Consider the following 22,327-nt stretch of genomic DNA (forward strand, 5'->3'; position numbering starts at 1 on the left):
CCAGCGCGTTGTAGCGGTGTTCGTCGGGAGTCACCCGTCGACGCTGTCTGTCGGGACGGAGTCGGCCGGCGGATTGTGCATGAGCTCGATCCGGATCCCGTTGTCGTCCTCGAGGAACGAGGCGTAGTACCGGTCGGTGAACCGCGGGTACTCCTTCGGCTCGCGAACGACGGCCCACCCGGCATCCGTCGCGATGCGATGCAGGCGATCGACGTCTTCGCGGGACTCGACGGCGAACGCCAGGTGCTGCCAACCGACCCGTCCATGACGATGCGGACCGGTGCCGGGCTCGCGCGCCGGCATGAGGATGAACTCCGGCTCCCCTTCGGTCCACCACGAGACCGATCCGTCGCCGTCCTGCCGGGTGAACCCGAGCGCCGACATCACCGGATCGAACTGCGTGACAGCACGGGGAACGTCATCGACGGTGACGCCCAGGTGATCGAAAACAGGCATCCGATCACGCTAGCGGATGCCATCGATGCACCGATCGGTCCGATCTGCGCGTCTCAGCGCTGGTGACGGATGCCGAAGAGGAAGTATGCCGCGGGGCCGATCCAGTTGACCAGGATCGCCGGGATCCATGCGGGCTTCGGGCCGCGCACGTCGTCCTTGTCACGCCAGGCGAGATCCCAGAACGCGAGGAAGGCGAACGCCACCTGCACCACGCTCAGCAGTCCCAGCGCGATCTTGGCACCGACAGCGAGCTCAACCTTGGACTTGGCCATTCCGATCATCTTCGATGCTTCTGGTCTCATGGGTCCCACGCTAGTCCGCGAGTCGTGCTCGCGCGCCCTCTCCTCGCTCACAGCCACACCGCCCGGCCCTGGGATGCGTCATCGACCCGTTGTACGAGCGCGTCGGTGCGGTCCTCCGGCACCTGCAGGTTCATCTCCACGTTCACGCCGTGGTGCACGTCACCGAGCACCGCGCCATGCGCGTCGAGCTCGCGGCGGATGGCCCCCTCGAACGCGTACGGCACCGTGAATCGCATCGTCTGCATCCGGATCAGCGGCACGCGCTCGGCACCCAGGAGCGCCTGAGCCACGGCATCCGTGTAGGCGCGGACGAGTCCCCCCGCGCCGAGCTTCACCCCGCCGAAGTAGCGCACGACCGTCGCCAAGACGCCTTCGAGCTCTTGGTGACGGAGCACCTCGAGCATGGGGCGCCCTGCGGTGCCGCTCGGCTCGCCGTCGTCGTTGGCGGCGGAGTGTCCGCCGGCCATCAGCGCCCAGCAGACGTGCCGCGCGTCAGGATGCTCGGCGTGCAGCTCATCGACGCGGGCGACGGCCTGCTCCCGGCCGGAGACGGGCTCGACGCACCCGAGGAACCGGCTCTTCTTGATGACCAGCTCGCTGTGGACGGGCGCGGCAAGGGTGAATGGCATGGCTCAGGGATGCGCGGGGCGATTGCGCTGCTGCTGGTGCGCTCGGTCGCAGGTCGCCTGGTCTGTCATCTGCTGCGCCCACCGTGCCAGGTGCGCATGAACGAGGTCGGGTTGGTCGATCTCTATGTTGTGGCCCGCCCCATCGAGCACGGCATACGTCGCGCGGGGAAGCCGCTGCGCGAGCGCCCATTGGTCTTGGTAGCCGACCACGGCGTCCTGCCGACCGGCCACGATCAGCACCGGGCGGTCGAAGCCGGACAGGCGGTCGTCGGGCAGCGCCGGCAACGCGTAGTTCTTCGCCAACCGCGCCATGGCGCGCACATCCGCCGCCCGAAGCCCCGGCATCACGAACTGTCGAAAACGTTCCCAGTTGTCCCGTGACTGCACGACGGTCAGCTCCGTGTATGCCTCGGCATCGGCATCACTCAAACCGGCGACGAGCGTGGCATCCTCGACCAGCACGACATGCTGCGGCGTCAGCCGGTGCTCACGCACCGAGTCCACGACCGGAGCCAGCAGCGCCATGCCGAGGCACTGCTGCGGCCTGCGTGCGACGAGGTCCCGGGCGAGCAGCCCGCCGAGCGAAGTGCCCACCACCGCGAACGGTGTCGAGCCGAGCATGTCTGCGACCGCCGCGTCGAGCCAGTCCGCGACCTCCGGCAGACCGCCCGGGGCATCCAGCGCAGGGGTGGCACCGAATCCAGGCAGATCGACGTAGAGGCGTTCCCACGGCCCGGACGCGTCGAAGGCGGCATCCAGCGCGAGCATCATCCGGTGGTCCACGCCGTTGCCATGGACGAACAGCACCGGCGTGCCGGCGCCGCGACGGACGACATGCGGGATCGGGCTCACGGTGTTTCCCGCTGCTGACATGAATACATCATGGCCGCCCGCGAGGCTCGACCACGCTCGCAGTGAATCGCGGTTCAGCGAATACGGTGTCCCGACCCCGGCGCGGAGGTGGACGCCCAGCCCTGCTCGTGGAGCCGTGCGAATCCGTCGATCAACAGGTCGAGCGCGAACGCGAACTCGGCGTCGTCGTCGCACGCTGCGCCCGCGTGCGGCGCCGTCGAGGCCATACGCACGATCGCCGGGTACGCCCCGGCGAATGCCGCCATCGCCTGGGCACGCGCGATCGGATCTTCCGGAACCGCCGGTGTAGGAAGCACGTCCCGAGTGATGCCCCACATCCTCGTACTCAGAGCGTGCATGGCGTGGTGCACGAGGTCCGCCGACAACCCGCCCTCGAACATGATCGCCATCAGCGAATCCATGTATGCCAGCACCGTGGGACTCGCCGTTGCCCGCGTCTCGATCGCGGTCTGCGCCCACGGGTGCGCGTTCATGACGGCACGGGCGGAGCGTATGCGGGCGCGCAACGCATCCTGCCACGGCAGGCCTGTCGCTGGAGCATCGATGCTTGCGACGAGCCGGTCGAGCATCCCGTCGATCAGCTGATCACGGTTCGCGACGTGCTTGTAGAGCGCCATCGGGGTCACCCCGAGCACGTCCGCGACGCGGCGCATGCTGGCACCCTCGAGCCCGAATTGGTCGGCAAAGGTGATCGCGGCATCCAGCACCCGCTCGCGATCGAGTGGGCGGCGCGGAACGGCAGTTGACACGTGTACAGCGTATACCTAAAGTGATACCGCGTCGGTGTACGGCGTATACCTTCATCGATGGGAACGCCATGACTCGACGCCCGCACTCCTACGCCCGCACGGCCGGCATCCTTTACCTCGTCACACACGTGACCTCTGTCACAGCGGTTGCCGCCTACGCCGGCGGCGCGATCGCACTCGGCGTCGTACTCGAGCTGACGCTCGCCGCCGGATGTCTCGGCACGGGCATCCTGCTGGCGCTGCTGCTGCGGTCGATGGGTCCGGCGCGTGCTGCGACGTTCGCAGGGCTGCGCGCGCTCGAAGCAGCGGTGATCGCGGCGGGCACCCTCCCGATGCTCGCGCTGACGTCGGGAGTGACTGCCCCCGCGACCGAAGTGCTTCTCGCGCTGCACACCGCCGCCTTCCTCGTCGGGCAGGGACTTGTGATCAGCGTGAACACGATCGTGTTGGGCTGGCTGCTTCTGGACGCGCGCGCCGTTCCGCGCGCGCTGGCGGCGCTCGGCGTGGTCGGCGGCGCGCTGGTGCTGGCCAGCAACACGGCGCAGCTCTTCGGGCTGATCCCGCAGGGCGGAACGATCGCGGGGCTGTGCGCCGTGCCCATCTTCGCCTTCGAGATCTGGTTCGCGATCACCCTCATCACTGTGGGACTGAGGCCGCGAAGCGCGTCACCGGCGCCGGCGCTGCCGCAGCGAATCACCGCGGGGTGATGTCGATGCCGGGCGGCGCGGCCAAGAACACCTCGTGTCCCCTTCGGCGGGTTGCACGCCGAGATACCGTGGCTGCATGGCTGAGATCGAAGGACTCGACGCACTTCTTCAGGCTCTGAATTCGGGACAGACGATCCCCGGAGGTTCGCCGCACCACGCCGCGATGCACGCCGCGAGCCAGGAGGCACTACGCATCACCGCCGAGCTCAACGGGCGCTATCACTCCCCCGAGGAAGTACGTGCCCTGATGAGCGAGTTGACCGGGATGAAGGTCCCGGCATCCTTCACCCTCTTCCCGCCGTTCAGCGCGGACTTCGGCAAGAACATCCGCTTCGGCGAGAATGTGTTCGTCAACAGCGGCTGCCGGTTCCAGGACCAGGGTGGGATCGACATCGGCGATGGATCCCTCATCGGCCACAACGCCGTCATCGCGACGTTGAACCACGACCTGTCGCCCAAGCGGCGGGCCGACATGCACCCGGCTCCCGTGATCATCGGGCGCGGCGTGTGGTTCGGGGCCAACGTGACGGTGCTGCCTGGCGTGACGGTCGGCGACGAGGCGGTCGTGGGTGCGGGGGCCGTGGTCACCAAGGACGTGCCGCCGCGCGCGGTGGTTGTCGGGGTGCCGGCGAAGCAGGTGAGCACGGTGCCAGAGGGGTGACTCTGTGCGAGTCGCTCCTGAGCCTCAGACGCCTGGGCGGATCGTCAGATCGGGGATCTGCGCGTCCCTCGGCAGATCGAGCACGGTGAGGATGCTCGTCACCACCGACGCAGGGTCGATGAAGGCGGTCGGGTCGTAATCCCGCCCTTCCTGCGCATGCACGCGCTCCTGCATCGCCGTCGCGGTGCGCCCGGGGTACACCGTCGACACCCGCACGCCGTGCGCCGCCTCCTCGGCCCGCAGGCTGTCGGCGAGCGCCTTCAGCCCGTGCTTGGATGCCGCGTAGGCCCCCCACTCGGGTGCCGCACGCAGGCCCGCGCCGGAGTTGACGAACAGCACCTGTCCCTTCGCCGCGCGCAGCGCGGGCAGCAGCAGCCGCGTCAGTTCGGCCGGCGCGACGAGATTCACGTCAAGCTGCGACGACCATGCGTCGACGGTGAGTTCGGCGACCGGGCCGAGGTCGACCACACCCGCGACGTGGAGCAGCGAGTCCAGGCGGGCGGGAAGATCGTGTCGTGCGAGCGCGGCGGCCAGGTCGCGCGGAGCCGCCAGGTCTGCCACGACGGTGTGCGCGCCCGGGAACCGCTCCCGCAGCTGAGTCGCACGGGCGTCGCTGCGTGCGAACAGGATGAGGTCGTCGCCGCGTGCATGCAGGCGCGCGGCGAGGGCGGCGCCGATGCCGGAGCCGGCCCCGGTGAGAACGTGCAGAGTCATACCCCCATCGTCACACGGCGCCCGGTCGCGGCAGGCGAAGGTCGGTGGCCCGGCTGCCGCGAGCGCTCACGCCGTGTCAGACGTTGAAGCGGAACTCCACTTCATTTCGTCCGGCATGACGCGACTAGTCGAACGACTCGTCTGTGCACTCGTCGGGGTCGGGGGGCCACGAGTCTACGCTCGGGCAAACGCTGTGCAGCCATGATCCCTCGCCCGCGTAACTGTCTTCACGGACGTCCTCCCACTTCTCTACCCCACCCCCAGGCAGCGCGCGGAACCAGCCCACCACGCGGCCACCCTCCATACCCTGCGACGTCACAACAAGCTCTGCGCCGCCAGCGCCGATGGCCCCATTGAGGCAATCGATAGCGCTGGCGGGAACTTCCTCGCCTAGTTCGAGCGTGAACTCGCCGCATGATTCCAATTCAGCTCGGTCTACGAACGCCTGCGGCGTGGAACCCGGGGTGGGCTGGACTTGGGAGTCCGCGGTGCCTGCGGTCACTGGCTCACCTATCTCAGCGGTGCACGATGTCACCAGGAGTGCTACCGCTGCCAGCGCGGACAAGAGGGTGAGTCGGTTCATCACTGTTGCCTCCTGCCTATAGGTATAGCAGTTCGGACTTTCGTCTCACACCCATAGCGTGCGACCCCGAGGGCAACCCGTTCACCGCGCCCTCCACCCCAAATACCTAACTGTGGCGGAACTCCACCACGTCGCCGTCCTGCATGACGTAGTCCTTGCCCTCGAGCCGCGCCTTACCCTTGGCGCGGGCCTCGGCGACGGAGCCGGTGGCGACGAGGTCGTCGAACGAGATGACCTCGGCCTTGATGAAGCCCTTTTCGAAGTCGGTGTGGATGACGCCCGCGGCCTGCGGCGCCTTCCAGCCCTTGCCGATCGTCCACGCGCGCGCTTCCTTGGGACCGGCCGTGAGGTAGGTCTGCAGACCGAGCGTGTCGAAGCCGATGCGGGCGAGCTGGTCCAGGCCCGACTCTTCCTGACCGGTGGATGCCAGCAGCTCGGCGGCATCCCCGGGGTCGAGGTCGATCAGCTCGGACTCGATCTTCGCGTCGAGGAACACGGCCTTCGCCGGGGCGACGAGCGCTTCGAGCTCCGCCTTGCGCGCGGCATCCGTCAGCACGGCCTCGTCGACGTTGAAGACGTAGATGAAGGGCTTGGCAGTGAGCAGCCCCAGCTCGCGGATGGGTTCCACGTCGATGTCGGCACCCGAAAGCAGCTTGCCGCGTTCGAGCGCGTCCTTCGCCGCGAGTGCGGACTCCAGCACGCTGGGGTCGATCTTCTTGCCGCGCACTTCCTTCTCGTAGCGGTGGATCGCCTTCTCGAGGGTCTGCAGGTCGGCCAACGCCAGCTCGGCGTTGATCGTCTCGAGGTCGTTCTTCGGGTCGACCTTGCCCTCGACGTGGATGACGTCGTCGTCGGCGAAGCCGCGCACGACCTGCGCGATGGCGTCGGCCTCGCGGATGTTGGCGAGGAACTGGTTGCCCAGCCCCTCCCCCTCGCTCGCGCCGCGGACGATGCCGGCGATGTCGACGAACGACACCGCGGCGGGGAGGATCCGCTCGCTGTGGAAGATCTCCGCAAGCACCTCGAGGCGCTTGTCAGGAAGGTTCACCACCCCGATGTTGGGCTCGATCGTCGCGAACGGGTAGTTCGCTGCGAGCACCTGGTTCTTGGTCAGGGCGTTGAACAGGGTGGACTTGCCCACATTGGGCAGTCCGACGATTCCGATGGTAAGAGCCACGGGACTCGAGTCTACGTGGGGGTGGCACACGCGACGGACGGCGACAATTCAGCCTGAGCGGACGGTTCGGGGGTCCCGGGGCGGCGTTTCGGCTTGTGAGGCTGAATTCCGACCCCGGGATGTTCCCGGTCGTCGCGCCTCCCACCCGCCCGAAACGAGGGGATCCGCCCAAATGCGGTCCGGATGCCGCGGCGGCACCGCATTCCGGCAGATCACCGCATCCCGGCAACCACCGAGACACCGGGCCCTGCCCGCGCTTACCCCGTGACGGCAGTACGGAAGGCCCACGTGACGTACGGCAGCGACACCACCGCGTCCCCCACGGCGCCGATCTCGTCGAACAGTTCCGCCAGGTCGCGGTCGATGCGCGCCCGCTCGGACTCGGAAGCGGTGATGATGTAACTGCGCGAGAACGCCATCGCCCGTAGCCCGTCGCGGGTCATCGGCCGCGTCCACCGCCAGCTCGCGCGCTCGAGCGCGCCGAACGGCGCCGACACCGGCGGCTCCCCCGCGGCGAGCATCTCCTCCGCGTTGCTGCCCCGCATGATCTCGGTCAGCCGCCGCACCCAGTCGACGCTCTCGTCGCGGATGTTCCACACCAGTCCCAGCACCCCGCCGGGCCGGAGCACGCGGGCGACCTCGGCCGAGGCAGCATCCGGCTCAACCCAGTGCCACGCCTGCCCGAACACGACGGCATCGACGCTCGCGTCGGGCAGCGGTAGCCGTTCCGCGCTGCCGACGAAGGTGGGAATGCCGCCGCTGGCCGCGCGGAGCGCCTCGAGCATCGCCGGATCAGGGTCGATCGCCACGACATCGGCGCCCAGATCCCGCAGGCCCCGCGTGAGCTTGCCGGTCCCGGCGCCCACATCGGCCACGCGCACGGCTCGCCCGACGATCGACGGCAGCAGCCACTGCACCGCCTCCAGCGGGTAGTCCGGGCGGCCGGCCTCGTACGTGCCCGCCGCCGATCCGAACGAGGTCGCCTGGTCGCGGTTCATGCCTCCACACTAGGCACGCGCCGCTTCTGATTCCCCCGCCCGCGGCGCGCCCTCCCCCGCCCCGCCGGGACCACAGGTGAAGGTGGAGCCGTGCCCTTGGACTTCACCGCGATCGACTTCGAGACGGCGAACTCCTCCAGCGCCTCGGCATGTGCGGTCGGGCTCACCCGGGTGCGCGGTGGCCAGGTCGTCGCCTCGGCCGGCTGGCTCATCCAGCCGCCCGCCGGTCACGACCGGTTCTTCAGCCTCAACACCGGCATCCACGGCATCTGCGCCGACGACGTCATCGGTGCCAAGAGCTGGTCGGCCCAGCTCGCCGACATCGCCGCGTTCGCCGGCACCGACGTGATGGTCGCCCACAACGCCGGATTCGACATGACCGTCATGCGCCGCGCGTGCGAGGTCACCGGCGACTCGTGCCCGCCCTACCGGTACGTCTGCAGCCTGCAGGTCGCCCGCAAGACCTACGAACTGGACTCGTACCGGCTGCCGTCGGTGGCCGCCGCAGTGGGCTTCCTCGACTTCCCGCACCACGATGCGACCGCCGACGCCCTCGCCTGCGCCCACATCATGATCGACGCCGCCGCACGTGCGGGCGTCACCGAGATCACCGAGCTCGCCGCGGCCCTCGGCCTGCGGGTGGGCCAGATCCCGGCTCCCGCCCCGGTGCCGGTTGCCGTCCCCGTCGCAGCCGTGGCTGCCGTCGCCTGAGCGTCGCGCCGCCGATGTCGGCGGCCGGTGACATCCTCGGAACATGGATGCCGCAACCCTCCCCCTTTTCCTCCTCGCCGCCGTCATGGTCGGCGTGCTGGCGGGTTGGTTCGCCGGTTCCGCCCGCGCGAGCGAGCGAGCCGGCCGCGAGCGGTCGGAGCTCGCTGCGCGCGTGGCCGCCGCAGAGACGGCACGCGACACCCTCTCCGGCCAGCTCGAGCAGCAGCGTGCGCTGCAGCGCGAACTGAGCCTGCAGGCGCGCACCGAGCAGGCCTCGCGCGACGAGCGCGAGCGGCGGGAGCAGTCGGTGCTGCGCGCCCTCGCCCCGGTGCAGGAGTCGCTGTCGTCGATGCAGCAGAAGGTGGAAGAGCTCGAACGCGAACGGCAGCACCAGTACGGCTCGCTCGCCGAGCAGCTGCGCCGCGCGCAGGAATCCGACGAGGCGCTGCGCTCCACCACCGAGTCCCTCGCCGGGGCCCTCCGGTCCAACTCCACCCGCGGGGTGTGGGGCGAGACCCAGCTGCGGCGCATCGTGGAGTCCGCGGGGCTGACCCGGTACGTCGACTTCGACCTGCAGGCCTCGATCACCTCGGATGCCGGGGCGGGCCGGCCCGACATGATCATCCGGCTCCCGGGCGGCAAGGCCCTCGCCCTGGATGCCAAGGTGCCGCTGGATGCCTACCTCGAAGCCAGCGCCATCCCCGAGACCGCGCAGGGCGAAGAGGGAGCACGCCGCCAGTCGCTGCTGGACCGGCACGTCAAGGCGGTCCGCGCGCATGTGGACGCGCTGTCGAAGAAGGCGTACTGGGCGGGGTTGGATGCCAGCCCCGAGTTCGTCATCTGCTTCGTCCCGAGCGAGTCACTACTCTCGGCGGCGCTCGCGCAGGATCCCGCGCTGCTGGACTATTCGTTCGGCAAGCGGGTCGCGCTGGCCTCCCCGGTGAACCTCTGGGCGGTGCTCAAGACCGTGGCGTACACCTGGACGCAGCAGGACGTCTCGCAGGAGGCGCGGGAGCTGCTGGCGCTGGGTACGCAGCTGTATGAGCGGCTCGGCTCCCTCACCGGACACGCCGACGACCTGCGCCGGGCGATCGAGCGCACCGTCGACACCTACAACAAGCTCGTCGGCTCGCTGGAGAGCCGGGTGCTGGTGACTGCCCGCCGGTTCCCGGGGATCGACGAGACCAAGCTGGATGCCGTCGCCGGCCCCGCCGCGATCACGAGCACCCCGCGGCGTCTCACCGCGCCGGAGTTCGTTGCGGACGACGCAGCCATCACCGCGGAAGCCCACCTCACCGCCGACCTCGGCGATGTGCGGGAGCGCGTGGCCCCCGACGCTTCGCTGTAGCGAGGCCTGTTGACAGCCGTAGTGACAGCCGGTTCGGGTCAGAACCCGCCGGGGAACAGCGTCATGAGGCCGATGATTCCGAAGGAGACACCGAGGAAAGCACCGATCATCCACCATGCGCTCACCTGGTGACCGTCCGGCGTGCGGCGCCGGAACAGCACGTCGGGGCGACGAGACGGGTCGGTGGTGACCACGACATGGGGCTGGGTGGCCGGACGGCCGTGTGCCTGAGTGCTCATGCGGGGATCCCCTCGGGACTCGGAACGATGATCTGCATCATCGTCGACACCGCTTCTCATTCTGCCAGAGACGTTGCTGAAAGAACGGTCACAGAGAGGTCACAGGTGCGGCGCGGCGCCGACCGACGTCAGAGCCACTTCGAGGTGAGGTGCTCCGAGTTGATGCGGCGGAGCGTCCCCGATGCGCCGCGGATCACGACCGATTCGCTGTAGATGAATCCGCCCTCGCGGCGGACGCCCGCGACGAGTTCACCGTTGGTCACGCCGGTGGCGACGAAGATGGTGTTCTTGCCGCGCACCAGATCGTCGGCCTCGTACACCTCGCCGTTCACCTTCAGGCCGGCATCCGCGCCCTTCTGCTTCTCGTCGTCGTCCCGCGGCCACAGCCGTCCCTGGATGTGACCGCCGAGCGCCTTGATGGCACACGCGGTGACGATGCCCTCCGGGCTGCCGCCGATCCCGACGCACATGTCGGTGCTCGCGTTGTGCCGGGCAGCGTTGATGCCGCCGGCGACGTCGCCGTCACTCATCAGGCGGGTGCCGGCGCCGGCCTCGCGGATCTGCTCGATCAGGTCGTCATGACGGGGGCGGTGCAGCACCGACACCACCATCTCGTCGACCGGCTTGCCCAGCGCCTTGGACAGCAGCCGGATGTTCTCGCCGATGGGGAGACGGATGTCGACGACGCCGACACCGGCAGGCCCGGTGACCAGCTTGTCCATGTAGAACACGCTGGACGCGTCAAGCATGGTGCCGTGGTCGGAGACGGCCAGGACCGACAGCGCGTTGTTGCGGCCGGCGGCCGTCAGGGTCGTGCCGTCGATGGGGTCCACGGCGACGTCGCACTGCGGGCCACGCCCGGTGCCGACGTGCTCGCCGTTGAACAGCATGGGCGCGTTGTCCTTCTCACCCTCGCCGATGACGATCACGCCGTCGAAGTTCACGGTGGTGAGGAACGCGCGCATCGCATCGACGGCGGCACCGTCGGCGAGTTCCTTCTTGCCGCGGCCGATGAAGGGCACGGACCGGATCGCGGCAGCCTCCGTGGCACGCACCAACTCCAGCGCCAGGTTGCGGTCGGGGTGCAAAGGACTCATATCCGCGGTAAGACTCACCATGTAGGCCAGCCTATTGCCGCAGGTCCTCGCGCACAGGCCCCTCCGGTGGGGTGGCGCACGAAGGAAGTGGGGTTCTTTCGCCCCCGGCAATTGCGCCCGCCGGCCCTATTCGCACGGCGCTCCCCAGGACCGCGAGGACCCCCTTCGCTAGAGTGGACGTGAACACCCGCCGACTTTTAGGAGCAGACATGCCCGTCGCAACCCCCGACCAGTACGCCGAAATGCTGGACCGCGCGAAGTCCGGCGGCTTCGCGTACCCGGCGATCAACGCCGCCAGCTCGCAGTCCATCAACGCCGTGCTGCAGGGGCTCACCGAGGCCGGATCCGACGGCATCATCCAGGTGACCACCGGTGGCGCCGACTACTTCGCCGGCCACACCGTCAAGGGCCGCGCCACCGGCGCGATCGCCATGGCGAAGTTCGTGACCGAGGTCGCCAAGAACTACCCGATCACGGTCGCGCTGCACACCGACCACTGCCCCAAGCCCGCGCTGGACGACTTCCTGCTGCCGCTGATCGCCGCCTCCGAAGAAGAGGTCAAGGCCGGCCGCAACCCGATCTTCCAGTCCCACATGTGGGACGGGTCGGCTGTGCCGCTGGCGGAGAACATCGAGATCGCCAAGTCCCTGCTCCCCCGCATGAAGAACATCAACGCCATCCTCGAGGTCGAGATCGGCGTCGTCGGCGGCGAAGAGGACGGTGTCGCCCACGAGGGCACCAACGACGCGCTGTACACCACCACCGGCGACGTCGCGCAGGTCGTCGAGGCCCTCGGTCTCGGTGACGCCGGTCGCTGGATCGCCGCGCTCACCTTCGGCAACGTGCACGGGGTCTACAAGCCCGGCAACGTCAAGCTCAAGCCCGAACTGCTCGGCGAGATCCAGGAGGGCATCGCCGCCCGCTTCGGCACCGGCCCCAAGCCCCTGGACCTCGTCTTCCACGGCGGCAGCGGCTCGACGTCCGAGGAGATCGCCCTGGCCGTGGCCAATGGTGTGGTCAAGATGAACATCGACACCGACACGCAGTACGCGTTCACGCGTTCGGTTGCCGGGTACATGTTCCAGAACTACGACGGCGTGCTGAAGATCGACGGCGAGGTCGGCAACAAGAAGGCCTACGACCCGCGTGCGTGGGGCAAGGTCGCCGAGTCGGCGATGGCCGTGCGCGTCGTCGAGGCCACGCGTCAGCTCGGCTCCGCCGGCAAGTCGCTCGGCGCGTAACACCGCTGCTTCTTCACCACCACGGATGCCTCGACCCTGCCGGGTCGGGGCATCCGTGTTTTCAGCGGATGCCGCGGATCACGTCCACAATCGTCGGTGCCCCGGCCGGCACGCTCACCACGGTGATCTCATCGCCGGCCTGCACCCGCCCGGTCTTGACGACCTTGAAGTACGGACCCGGCCGCTCGGCCTGTGCGAAGCGCTTCACCCACCCGGATTCCTCCTCGCCGCCCACCCAGCGGGCGAACGTCTGGCAGGGGGTGCGGGGCATGGTCACCTCGAGCACGACGTCCTGCCCGATCTGCCACCGTTCGCCGACGCGTGCGGCGTTCACGTCGATGCCTTCGGTGCGCAGGTTCTCACCGAAGAAGCCCGGGGCGAGCGGCCGATTCAGTTCGCCTTCCCAATAGGAGGCATCCTCCTGCGCGTACGCGTAGACGGCCTTGTCCAGCCCGCCGTGATGCTTGCGACTGGCCTGCACATCGGCGTAGACGCCGTACAGGCCGATGCGCACCGCGCCGGCCGCCGGACGCTTGTCGATCGCGGTGACCCCCACCGGTCCGGCGTCGGGGCGCAGGGCGTGAACGGAGCAGACGGCGACAAGGCTCGGCATCGGCTCAGCCTAGAGCCTCGGCGTCAGCCCGAGACGGTGCGTTGCAGTGCCTCCCACGCGGCGGGGTCGTTAATGATCGGGATCACCATGAGCGTGCCCGAGACGAGGTTGCAGACGATGCCGCCGACCAGCGGCATCCACCAGGTGAGGCGGCCTGCCCGCAGGCTCCGCCATGACACCCACGCCGTCAGCAGCCACCCGATGACCAGCACCGACGCACCGGCGATCCCCCAGGCGCGCACGCCCTCCGGTTCGGCCAGCTGAGCGTCGACGCCGAGGGTCTGGAACAGCGTCTGCGCGAACGTGCCGACATCGATCATCTGCGGTGCAGAGACCAGTACCGTCAGCAGTCCGTAGCCGAGCAGGATGACCGTGATGATGCGGTCGGCGGTGCGCGTCGGGCGCGCGGCCGAGGTGGTCGCCGGTGCCGCGGGCACGGCGTGGTCTGACGCGACGGCCTCCGGCGACACGCCGGCTTCCAGAGCGTCGGTGGCATCCGGCCGCGCGATGCGCGCGCGCTGCTCTTCGGGGGTCGCGTACTCGCCGTACTGCGGGCGCGGACGCGGATCGACGTCACTCACGGTCGGTTCCGTCCACCCAGAGCGCGCTCGTCGCGCTTGCCCGAGGCATCCTGACGCAGTTCCTTCGGCAGCGAGAAGATGAGGTCCTCCTCGGCGGTGCGCACTTCCTCCACGTCGCGGTAGCCCGCACCGGCGAGGTCCTCGAGCACTTCCTGCACCAGCACGTCCGGCACCGATGCGCCGCTGGTCACGCCGACGGTCTCGACGCCGTCGAGCCATTCCTGCTTCACTTCGTGCGCGTAGTCGACGCGGTAGGCCGCCTTGGCGCCGTACTCCAGCGCCACTTCGACCAGGCGCACGCTGTTGGAGGAGTTCGCCGAACCCACCACGATCACCAGATCCGCACCGACGGCGACCTTCTTGATCGCCACCTGGCGGTTCTGCGTCGCGTAGCAGATGTCGTCCGAGGGCGGATCCTGCAGCTCGGGGAACCGTTCGCGCAGGCGTCGCACCGTCTCCATCGTCTCGTCGACCGAGAGCGTCGTCTGCGACAGCCACACGACCTTCGACGGGTCGCGCACCTGGACGCGGTCAGCGTCGTCGGGCGAGTTGACGATCGTGACGTGCTCGGGCGCCTCACCGGCGGTCCCCTCGACCTCTTCGTGGCCGGCGTGACCGATCAGCAGGATCTCGAAGTCGTCGCGGGCGAAGCGCACCGCCTCGCGGTGCACCTTCGTCACGAGTGGACACGTCGCGTCGATCGCCTGCAGGCCGCGGTCGGATGCCGCAGACACCACCGCCGGCGACACACCGTGGGCGCTGAAGACGACGTGAGACCCGGGCGGCACCTCGTCGACTTCCTCGACGAAGATCGCGCCCTTGGACTCGAGTTCGGTGACGACGTGGATGTTGTGCACGATCTGCTTGCGCACGTACACCGGCGCGCCGAAGCGCTCCAGCGCCTTCTCCACAGCGATGACGGCGCGGTCCACTCCCGCGCAATAGCCGCGGGGCGATGCCAGCAGCACCCGCTTGCGTCCGGCCACCGGCCTATCCTGGAGAAGGCCACGCCGCCCCGGCACACGGGGTATGGGCAGTCGAACTGCTGAGGTGCTCACCCCTTGATTCTAGGAGTCAGCGCCTGAGCATCGGCCGGTCACCGCGACGGAAGAGGCACATGACGACGTTCGAACCCGCACCGGGGCAGACACCACCGGCCGATGCCGTGCATCCCGGCTCGTCCTCACCCGAGGCGCCCACGTCGGTGTCGCGGCTGAACGAGACCATCCGCGACTTCGTGCAGAAGTGGGGCGCGGTGTGGGTCGAGGGCGAGATCACCTCGTGGAACGTCCGCGGCGGCAACGTGTTCGGTCGCCTCAAGGACGTCTCCTCCGACGCCTCGCTGTCGTTCCGGCTGTGGTCCACGACCCGGCAGCGCATCCCGTCCGACATCAAGTCGGGCGACCACGTGGTGGCGTGCGTCAAGAGCGAGTTCTACGTCAAGACGGGCGATTTCAGCTTCATCGTCTCGGCGATGAAGCACGTGGGCCTGGGCGATCAGCTCGAGAAGCTCGAGCGCCTGCGCACCAAGCTGCGCGCCGAGGGTCTGTTCGACGCGTCCCGCAAGCGGCCGCTGCCGTTCCTGCCGCACCGCATCGGCCTCATCACCGGGGAGCGCAGCGACGCCGAGAAGGACGTGCACCGCAACGCCGAGCTGCGCTGGCCGGCGGTGAGCTTCCGCACCATCCACGTCGCCGTGCAGGGTGAGCGGTGCGTCCCGGAGACGGTCGCCGCCCTCCAGCAGCTCGACGCCGACCCCGAGGTCGACGTCATCGTCATCGCCCGCGGCGGCGGCGACCCGCAGACGCTGCTCGGCTTCAGCGACGAGGCGCTGCTGCGGGCGGTCGCTGCGGCATCCACCCCCGTCGTCAGCGCGATCGGGCACGAGAACGACCACCCGCTGCTGGATGACGTGGCCGACCTGCGCGCGTCGACGCCCACCGATGCCGCCAAGCGCATCGTGCCGGACGTCGCCGAACAGCGCGCCGTCGTGCGCCAGCTGCGCTCGCGAGCCGGCAGCCGGCTGACCCAGCGCATCGGCCACGACATCGCGCAGCTGCAGCAGCTGCGGTCGCGCCCGGTGCTGCGGGAGCCGGAGACCATGCTCACCAGCCGCGCGCAGGAGCTGTGGTTCCACACGTCTCGTGGCCGCGAGATCGTCGAGCGTCGGGTGGATGCCGCGATGCGCGCCACCTCGGAGCTGCGGGCGTCGCTGCGCGCGCTGTCCCCCGCCGCGACGCTGTCCCGCGGCTACGCCATCGCGCACCTGCCGGCCGGTGTGATCGTGCGGGATGCGGCGCAGGCACCGGCGGGCACCGAGGTCACCGTGACCGTCGGCCGGGGTTCGTTCACCGCCGACTCGCAGGGCGAGGTGCTCGAGTCGGCCACGGCGGGCCTGCCGGAAGGGGCGAACTAAGATGGAACGCATGACAGCCAGCGACGACGCAACCGACGTCGCCGCCCTCTCGTTCGAGCAGGCGCGTGACGAACTCGTCCGCGTCGTCGCCGAACTGGAGCAGGGCGCGCCGACCCTCGAACAGTCGCTTGCCCTCTGGGTGCGCGGCGAAGCCCTCGCCGCCCACTGCGAGCAGTGGCTGCTCGGCGCGAAGCGCCGTCTGGACGCGGCACGCGCCGAGGTTCAGGCACCCGAGGCGTCCTGATGGCCGCCTCCCCCCGCATCGTCGCCGAACTCGGGCGACCCGAAACGCCGGAAGAGACCGCCGCCCGCAAGGCGGAGTCCTCACGCCTCCACCGCAACAGCCGCACGATCCGCAACGGCGTCGCCGCGCTCCTGGTCACCCTCGGGGTGGTGCTGGTGGTCGTCATCGGCGTGCCGCGAGGCACGGCGCCGCCGGCCGAACCGATCGATGTCGCCGCCGAGGCCGCCGAAGCGCAGACCGCGCTGGATCGACCGGTCATCGCCCCGGACACCCCCGACGACTGGTCGGTCAACCGGGCGACCGTCGACGGCGAAGACGGCGTGCAGGCGTGGACCGTCGTGTACGCCCCGCCGCAGGGCTTCGTCAACGTGGCTCAGGGGTTCGACGCCGACGAATCCTGGCCGACCCGCGTGCTCGCCGGCAGTTCCGCGACCGGGAAAGCCACGATCGACGGCGTCGAGTGGACCGTCTACGACATCTCCGATCCGGACGAAACGGCGAACATCTCCTATGCGCTGAGCACGCCTGCCGGAACGGACACGGTCATGGTCTACGGTGCGACCGACGCCGGCACCGCCGCCGAGGTCGCCGAGAGCCTCACCGACGACGTGCGCCGACTCCGTGAGGACGCACCGTGACCGCCGAATCCGCCCGGCCGGCTCCGCAGGAGGCCTGGGAGGAGATGCAGCGGGGCAATGCGCGCTTCGTGGCCGGTGAGCCGCGGCATCCGCGTCAGGACGTCGAGCGCCGGCACGAGACGGCAGGCTCGCAATTCCCCCGCGCCGCGCTGTTCGGCTGCTCCGATTCCCGGCTAGCAGCCGAGATCATCTTCGACGAGGGCCTGGGCGACCTGTTCGTCATCCGCAACGCCGGTCAGGTCATCTCCGAGTCCGTCGTCGGGAGCCTGGAATACGCCGTCGCCGTGCTCGAGGTGCCGCTGATCGTCGTGCTCGGCCATGACGCGTGCGGCGCGGTGCGCGCCGCGATCGACTCCACAGCCTTGGACGCGCCCCTGCTCCCGGTGCATGTGTGGCGACACATCGCCCCGATCGTGCCCATCGCGCGTCGGGTGCTGCTGCAGGGTGCCGACGCGGGCGTCACGCCCGCCACCGTCGACGCCGAACAGGTGGGACGCGAGCACCTGCGGGAAACGATCGCTGCGCTGCTGAAGTCGTCCGAGCTGATCAGCGAGGCCGTGGCCGAGGGCCGCGTCGCCGTCGTCGGCGCGAACTACCGACTGGCCGAAGGCACCGCCATCCCCGACGTGATCGTCGGCGCGGTCGTCGCCGACGCCTGACCAGAACTCTCAAAGCAAGGAAACGAGGACGTGACCGCCATGGCAGACATCGAATACCGGATCGAACACGACACGATGGGTGAGGTGCGCGTGCCCAAGCACGCGCTGTACGCCGCGCAGACCCAGCGAGCTGTCGAGAACTTCCCGATCTCCGGCAGCGGTCTGGAGTCGACGCAGATCGCCGCGCTGGCGCGCATCAAGAAGGCCGCAGCGCTGGCCAACAAGCAGCTGGGCACGCTCGACGGTGCCATCGCCGACGCGATCGCGGCTGCCGCGGATGACGTCATCACCGGCCAGTACGACGAGCACTTCCCGGTGGACACCTACCAGACCGGCAGTGGCACGTCGTCGAACATGAACATGAACGAGGTGCTCGCGACGCTGGCGACGGCAAAGCTCGGTGCACCGGTGCACCCGAACGACCACGTCAACGCGTCGCAGTCATCCAACGACGTCTTCCCCACCTCGGTGCACATCGCTGTCACCCAGGCGCTCATCGACGACCTCATCCCGGCGCTGGACCACCTCGCCGTGGCACTCGAGGCCAAGGCCGAGCTGTGGAAGGACGTCGTCAAGGCCGGCCGCACCCACCTGATGGATGCCACGCCCGTCACCCTCGGACAGGAGTTCGGCGGCTACGCCCGCCAGATCCGCCTCGGCATCGAGCGCGTGCAGTCGGTGCTCCCCCGCGTCGGCGAGGTGCCCCTGGGCGGCACCGCGGTCGGCACCGGCATCAACACCCCGCTGGGGTTCCCGCAGCAGGTCATCGCGCTGCTGGCATCCGAAACCGAGCTTCCCATCACAGAGGCCAAAGACCACTTCGAGGCACAGGCCAACCGGGACGCCCTCGTCGAGGCATCCGGGGCTCTGCGCACCATCGCGGTGTCGCTGACGAAGATCAACAACGACCTGCGCTGGATGGGCTCGGGCCCCAACACCGGGCTCGGCGAACTGAACATCCCCGACCTGCAGCCCGGCTCGTCGATCATGCCGGGCAAGGTCAACCCCGTCGTGCCCGAGGCGACGCTGATGGTGTGCGCCCGGGTGATCGGCAACGACGCGACCGTGGCGTGGGCGGGCGCATCCGGCTCGTTCGAGCTGAACGTCGCGATCCCGGTCATGGGAACGGCGCTGCTGGAGTCGATCCGGCTGCTGTCCAACGCGATGCGCGTGCTCGCCGACAAGACCATCGACGGCCTTCAGGCCAACGTCGAGCGTGCCGCGGCGTTCGCGGGCATGTCACCGTCGATCGTCACCCCGCTGAACAAGCTCATCGGGTACGAAGCAGCCGCCAAGATCGCCAAGCACTCGGTGGCGCAGGGCATCACCGTCCGCGAGGCGGTGATCGAACTCGGATACGTCGAGCGTGGTGAGATCACCGAAGCGCAGCTCGACGAAAAACTCGACCTGCTCTCGATGACCCGCCCGGGTTGATAATCGGAGGGTGAACCGCACGCCACGGCACGGCCGCGCGCAGCGTCGCATCCTGGGGATCGTCCTCGGGGTCGGCGGTGCCGGTTTCGTGATGGCCGGCGCCGTGGGGGCCGTCATCCTCGCGGCCGACGGCGCGACCGAGCCCACCCGGCTGCTGATCGCCGGCGGCGTCTACCTACTGGCCGCACTCCTCGCCCTCGCCGCCATCGGCACCGCGTACTGGCTGGCGGTGCAGCCCGATGCCGATGCGCCGCCGGCCGAAGGCGACGCGGCCGAGCAGTCGGAGGCATCCTTCGACGCGCAGCGGCGCCTGCTGGACGATGTGCGCCACGAACTGAAGACGCCGATCACGATCGTGCGAGGACATCTGGAGACGATGAACCCCGCCGATCCCGCCGATGTCGTCGCTGTCCGCGACATCGGCATCGCCGAGCTTGACCGCATGACCCGGCTCGTCAACGACATCGACCTGCTGGCGGCGGTGGATGGGGATTCCTACTCGTTCTCCTTCATCGACCTCGCCGCCCTCACACAGCGCGTCGGCGAGCTCGTCTCGGTGATCCCGAACCACTCCTGGACCATCGAGCATCGCGGCACCGGCCGCATCCGCGCCGATCACGACCGGCTGCTGCAGGCCTGGCTGCAGCTGGCGGACAACGCCGCCAAGTACACTCCCGACGGCACCCCCGTCGAGATCGGCAGCGCGATGCACTCCAGCGGCGCGCAGCTGTGGGTGCGCGATCACGGCCCCGGCATCCCCCCTGCCTCCCGCCACCGGATCTTCCGCCGCTTCGACCGCGCCGCCGGCAGGCGCAGCGTCGGCGGGTCGGGGCTGGGGCTGGCGATCGTCGACACGATCGCCCGCGCGCACGGCGGGCACTGTACGGTGGCGGACACACCCGGTGGCGGCGCGACGTTCACCATCGCCGTGCCGTTGGGCACCGGCGCCGCCCCACCCGCACCCGTACGCGCCGGCGACGTCGTGCTGCAGAGAGAGGCAAGCGCATGACCCGCATCCTGGTCGTCGACGACGAGCCTCACATAGCCGCGCTCGTCGGGCGCGCCCTGACCGCGGAGGGGCACGACGTCGAGGTCGCCGACAACGGGCCTGACGCGCTGGTGCGCGCCGTCGACCCCGACGTGGATCTCGTCGTGCTCGACGTGGGCCTGCCCGGCATGGACGGGATTGAGGTGCTGCGGCGACTGCGTGCGTCCGGGTCGACGGTCCCGGTCATCATCCTCACTGCGCGGTCGGGCACCCGCGACACCGTGGACGGCTTGGATGCCGGGGCGAACGACTACGTCTCCAAGCCGTTCGTCGTGGCCGAGCTACTGGCGCGGGTGCGCTCACGGCTGCGCGAGAGCGCCGCAGCGGCCGGGGTCATCGTCCGCGGCGAGGTCACCCTCGACGTGCTGGCCCGGCGGGCCACGATCGACGGCCGCGAAGTGGACCTGTCGGCACGCGAATTCGCCCTCGCCGAGCAGTTCCTGCGTCACGCCGGCGATGTCCTCAGCCGCGAGACCCTCCTCAGCCGGGTGTGGGGGTTGGACTTCGATCCCGGTTCCAACGTCGTCGACGTGTACGTGCGGTACCTGCGGGCGAAGTTCGGCGCCCATCGCATCAGTACCGTGCGCGGCGCCGGCTACCGCTGGGAGTGAACCGCGGCCCGGGCAGCCGAGAACCCTCGGGCGTTGAGCGCCGAGGGTTCTCGTGAGGCGAAGCTGGGGGTCTTCGCGCTTGCCGCTTAAGCGGTAACCCTATGTTCACGCATGCGGGCGCTCGATGGGAGTCCTCAGCGATGAGATTATTCTCATGCGGTGCCCTCGATTCAGCCCATTTCCGCCGCTTCCAGCAGGTCTGTCACGAGGGCCGCGATCGCGGAGCGCTCCGAGCGGGTGAGGGTGACGTGACCGAACAGGTCGTGCCCCTTCAGCGTCTCGATCACCGACGCGATGCCGTCGTGGCGGCCCACGCGCAGGTTGTCGCGTTGCGCCACATCGTGGGTGAGCACGACGCGGGAGTTCTGTCCCACCCGGCTGAGCACCGTCAGCAGCACGTTGCGCTCCAGTGACTGCGCCTCGTCGACGATCACGAAGGCGTCATGCAGCGAGCGGCCGCGGATGTGGGTCAGCGGCAGCACCTCGAGGATGCCGCGGGCGATGACCTCTTCGACGACGTTGCCCGAGACGATCGAGCCGAGGGTGTCGAACACCGCCTGCCCCCACGGGTTCATCTTCTCCTGCTGGTCCCCCGGCAGATAGCCGAGCTCTTGTCCGCCCACAGCGAACAACGGGCGGAACACGATGATGCGCTTCTGCTGCTGTCGCTCGAGCACCGCCTCCAGCCCCGCGCACAGCGCGAGCGCCGACTTGCCCGTGCCTGCCCGGCCGCCCAGGGACACGATCCCGACCTCCGGGTCCAGCAGCAGGTCGATCGCAATGCGCTGCTCGGCGGAGCGGCCGTGCAGGCCGAACACCTCCCGGTCACCGCGCACCAGCCGGTATCCGCCGTCGCCGGTGACGCGGCCGAGCGCTGATCCCCGCTCGGAATGGATGATCAGGCCGGTGTTCACCGGCAGCCCCGCCACCTCGTCGCTCGTGGCGATCTCCGTCTCGTACAGGTCGCTGATATCGTCACCCGAGACATCGAGTGTGGAGATGCCCGTCCAGCCGGAGTCGACGGCCTGCTCGGCGAGGTATTCCTCGGCGGGAATGCCGAGGGACGCGGCCTTCACGCGCATCGGCAGGTCCTTGGACACCACCGTCACTTCCTGCCCCGCATGTGCGAGATGCAGTGCGACGGCGAGGATGCGGGTGTCGTTGTCGCCGAGGCGAATGCCCACCGGCAGGATCGACGGGTCGGTGTTGGTCAGTTCGACCCGCAACGTGCCGCCGGTGCCGACCGGCACGGGGAAGTCGAGCCGGCCGTGCTCGACACGCAGCTCATCGAGGTGGCGCAGCGCCTGCCGGGCGAAATAGCCGATCTCCGGATCATGGCGTTTGCCCTCGAGCTCGGTGATCACGACGACAGGGATGACGACCGAATGCTCCGCGAAACGGAAGAAGGCTCGCGGATCGCTCAGGAGCACCGACGTGTCGAGCACGTAGGTACGAAGATCCTGATCATCCGCGATGGCGGTGTGTGCGATCCGGCCCTGCTGCTTGTGTGGTGCTCGTGTGGTCACAACCCACTCCCGACCCGGGTGCTTTCCCGGCAGTCGCGAGTCGACCAGGGGTCACGAGTCGCGATCCTGGAG

Annotated in this window: 26 protein-coding genes; 12 read left to right on the plus strand and 14 right to left on the minus strand. The window is 69.3% G+C overall.

Annotated features, from left to right (window positions below; genetic code table 11):
- Positions 1–30: 30 nt before the first annotated feature.
- Genes QNO11_RS09475 through QNO11_RS09495 form a run of 5 tightly spaced genes read right to left on the minus strand, consistent with a single transcriptional unit; the run spans position 31 to position 3,009 of the window.
- Entirely contained in the window at positions 31–456 is a 426-nt protein-coding gene (locus tag QNO11_RS09475) for a VOC family protein (RefSeq protein ID WP_257508511.1), read from the minus strand.
- A gap of 53 nt (positions 457–509) precedes the next feature.
- Positions 510–758, minus strand: coding sequence for a PLDc N-terminal domain-containing protein (locus QNO11_RS09480; RefSeq protein ID WP_257508510.1), 249 nt, complete (start codon positions 756–758; stop codon positions 510–512).
- 47 nt (positions 759–805) lie between these two features.
- Entirely contained in the window at positions 806–1,387 is a 582-nt protein-coding gene (locus tag QNO11_RS09485) for an IMPACT family protein (protein ID WP_257508509.1), read from the minus strand.
- A gap of 3 nt (positions 1,388–1,390) precedes the next feature.
- Positions 1,391–2,260: an alpha/beta fold hydrolase gene (locus tag QNO11_RS09490; protein ID WP_257508508.1), complete on the minus strand. Its 870-nt coding sequence runs from the start codon at positions 2,258–2,260 to the stop codon at positions 1,391–1,393.
- A 53-nt stretch (positions 2,261–2,313) separates the two neighbouring features.
- Complete coding sequence (locus QNO11_RS09495) at positions 2,314–3,009, minus strand: TetR/AcrR family transcriptional regulator (RefSeq protein WP_257508507.1); 696 nt, start codon at positions 3,007–3,009, stop codon at positions 2,314–2,316.
- A 68-nt stretch (positions 3,010–3,077) separates the two neighbouring features.
- Between QNO11_RS09495 and QNO11_RS09500 the strand changes: the two genes are divergently transcribed.
- Both QNO11_RS09500 and QNO11_RS09505 read left to right on the plus strand, forming a co-directional pair.
- A complete protein-coding gene (locus tag QNO11_RS09500) occupies positions 3,078–3,716 on the plus strand; it encodes a DUF4386 domain-containing protein (protein WP_257508506.1) in 639 nt (212 codons plus the stop codon).
- Between the two features lie 76 nt (positions 3,717–3,792).
- The gene (locus tag QNO11_RS09505) at positions 3,793–4,377 is read left to right on the plus strand and encodes a DapH/DapD/GlmU-related protein (RefSeq protein ID WP_257508505.1); all 585 of its coding nucleotides are present in this window, start codon (positions 3,793–3,795) and stop codon (positions 4,375–4,377) included.
- Positions 4,378–4,401: 24 nt separating this feature from the next.
- Here the strand turns inward: QNO11_RS09505 and QNO11_RS09510 are convergent, their stop codons facing one another.
- The 3 genes from QNO11_RS09510 to QNO11_RS09520 form a co-directional block, all read right to left on the minus strand.
- A complete protein-coding gene (locus QNO11_RS09510) occupies positions 4,402–5,091 on the minus strand; it encodes an SDR family oxidoreductase (protein ID WP_257508504.1) in 690 nt (229 codons plus the stop codon).
- A 689-nt stretch (positions 5,092–5,780) separates the two neighbouring features.
- Complete coding sequence (gene ychF / locus QNO11_RS09515; RefSeq protein ID WP_257508503.1) at positions 5,781–6,851, minus strand: redox-regulated ATPase YchF; 1,071 nt, start codon at positions 6,849–6,851, stop codon at positions 5,781–5,783.
- 257 nt (positions 6,852–7,108) lie between these two features.
- Positions 7,109–7,849, minus strand: a complete 741-nt coding sequence (locus QNO11_RS09520; RefSeq protein WP_257508502.1) for a class I SAM-dependent methyltransferase — start codon at positions 7,847–7,849, stop codon at positions 7,109–7,111.
- Positions 7,850–7,939: 90 nt separating this feature from the next.
- Between QNO11_RS09520 and QNO11_RS09525 the strand changes: the two genes are divergently transcribed.
- Positions 7,940–8,560, plus strand: a complete 621-nt coding sequence (locus QNO11_RS09525; protein WP_257508501.1) for an exonuclease domain-containing protein — start codon at positions 7,940–7,942, stop codon at positions 8,558–8,560.
- Positions 8,561–8,603: 43 nt separating this feature from the next.
- Positions 8,604–9,908: a DNA recombination protein RmuC gene (locus QNO11_RS09530; RefSeq protein ID WP_257508500.1), complete on the plus strand. Its 1,305-nt coding sequence runs from the start codon at positions 8,604–8,606 to the stop codon at positions 9,906–9,908.
- 38 nt (positions 9,909–9,946) lie between these two features.
- On the opposite strand, the gene QNO11_RS09535 is transcribed toward QNO11_RS09530, so the two are convergent.
- Entirely contained in the window at positions 9,947–10,147 is a 201-nt protein-coding gene (locus tag QNO11_RS09535; RefSeq protein WP_257508499.1) for a UDP-N-acetylmuramyl pentapeptide phosphotransferase, read from the minus strand.
- A 128-nt stretch (positions 10,148–10,275) separates the two neighbouring features.
- The gene (gene glpX, locus QNO11_RS09540; protein ID WP_257508498.1) at positions 10,276–11,265 is read right to left on the minus strand and encodes a class II fructose-bisphosphatase; all 990 of its coding nucleotides are present in this window, start codon (positions 11,263–11,265) and stop codon (positions 10,276–10,278) included.
- Positions 11,266–11,453: 188 nt separating this feature from the next.
- Between glpX and fbaA the strand changes: the two genes are divergently transcribed.
- A complete protein-coding gene (gene fbaA / locus QNO11_RS09545; protein ID WP_257508497.1) occupies positions 11,454–12,485 on the plus strand; it encodes a class II fructose-bisphosphate aldolase in 1,032 nt (343 codons plus the stop codon).
- 61 nt (positions 12,486–12,546) lie between these two features.
- Here the strand turns inward: fbaA and QNO11_RS09550 are convergent, their stop codons facing one another.
- The 3 genes from QNO11_RS09550 to QNO11_RS09560 are packed head-to-tail and all read right to left on the minus strand — an operon-like array spanning position 12,547 to position 14,665.
- Positions 12,547–13,098 carry an MOSC domain-containing protein gene (locus QNO11_RS09550; protein ID WP_257508496.1) on the minus strand — a complete coding sequence of 184 codons (552 nt, stop codon included), beginning with the start codon at positions 13,096–13,098 and terminating at the stop codon, positions 12,547–12,549.
- 23 nt (positions 13,099–13,121) lie between these two features.
- Positions 13,122–13,679, minus strand: coding sequence for a DUF6264 family protein (locus tag QNO11_RS09555; protein ID WP_257508495.1), 558 nt, complete (start codon positions 13,677–13,679; stop codon positions 13,122–13,124).
- The gene (locus QNO11_RS09560; RefSeq protein WP_257508494.1) at positions 13,676–14,665 is read right to left on the minus strand and encodes a 4-hydroxy-3-methylbut-2-enyl diphosphate reductase; all 990 of its coding nucleotides are present in this window, start codon (positions 14,663–14,665) and stop codon (positions 13,676–13,678) included. The genes QNO11_RS09555 and QNO11_RS09560 overlap by 4 nt, the downstream gene beginning before the upstream one ends.
- Before the next feature lie 131 nt (positions 14,666–14,796).
- Here QNO11_RS09560 and xseA point away from each other — a divergent pair, with 131 nt between their 5' ends.
- From xseA to QNO11_RS09595, 7 genes are read left to right on the plus strand one after another with little or no spacing between them, the layout of a single operon-like run.
- Positions 14,797–16,095: an exodeoxyribonuclease VII large subunit gene (gene xseA / locus QNO11_RS09565; protein ID WP_257508493.1), complete on the plus strand. Its 1,299-nt coding sequence runs from the start codon at positions 14,797–14,799 to the stop codon at positions 16,093–16,095.
- A gap of 10 nt (positions 16,096–16,105) precedes the next feature.
- Complete coding sequence (locus QNO11_RS09570) at positions 16,106–16,339, plus strand: exodeoxyribonuclease VII small subunit (RefSeq protein ID WP_257508492.1); 234 nt, start codon at positions 16,106–16,108, stop codon at positions 16,337–16,339.
- The gene (locus QNO11_RS09575; protein ID WP_257508491.1) at positions 16,339–16,977 is read left to right on the plus strand and encodes a DUF4245 family protein; all 639 of its coding nucleotides are present in this window, start codon (positions 16,339–16,341) and stop codon (positions 16,975–16,977) included. Before QNO11_RS09570 ends, QNO11_RS09575 begins: the two co-directional genes overlap by 1 nt.
- A 44-nt stretch (positions 16,978–17,021) precedes the next feature.
- Positions 17,022–17,636 (plus strand): carbonic anhydrase, encoded by a 615-nt coding sequence (locus QNO11_RS09580; RefSeq protein WP_257508765.1) that lies wholly within the window; start codon positions 17,022–17,024, stop codon positions 17,634–17,636.
- Positions 17,637–17,675: 39 nt separating this feature from the next.
- The gene (locus tag QNO11_RS09585) at positions 17,676–19,070 is read left to right on the plus strand and encodes a class II fumarate hydratase (protein WP_257508764.1); all 1,395 of its coding nucleotides are present in this window, start codon (positions 17,676–17,678) and stop codon (positions 19,068–19,070) included.
- A gap of 10 nt (positions 19,071–19,080) precedes the next feature.
- Positions 19,081–20,079: a sensor histidine kinase gene (locus tag QNO11_RS09590; protein WP_257508490.1), complete on the plus strand. Its 999-nt coding sequence runs from the start codon at positions 19,081–19,083 to the stop codon at positions 20,077–20,079.
- Positions 20,076–20,729 (plus strand): response regulator transcription factor, encoded by a 654-nt coding sequence (locus tag QNO11_RS09595; RefSeq protein ID WP_257508489.1) that lies wholly within the window; start codon positions 20,076–20,078, stop codon positions 20,727–20,729. The genes QNO11_RS09590 and QNO11_RS09595 overlap by 4 nt, the downstream gene beginning before the upstream one ends.
- A gap of 170 nt (positions 20,730–20,899) precedes the next feature.
- On the opposite strand, the gene phoH2 is transcribed toward QNO11_RS09595, so the two are convergent.
- Entirely contained in the window at positions 20,900–22,255 is a 1,356-nt protein-coding gene (gene phoH2 / locus QNO11_RS09600; protein WP_374113805.1) for an RNA 5'-3' helicase PhoH2, read from the minus strand.
- Between the last annotated feature and the right edge of the window lie 72 nt (positions 22,256–22,327).

This window comes from Microbacterium sp. zg-B96 (assembly GCF_030246865.1).
Lineage (GTDB): Bacteria > Actinomycetota > Actinomycetes > Actinomycetales > Microbacteriaceae > Microbacterium.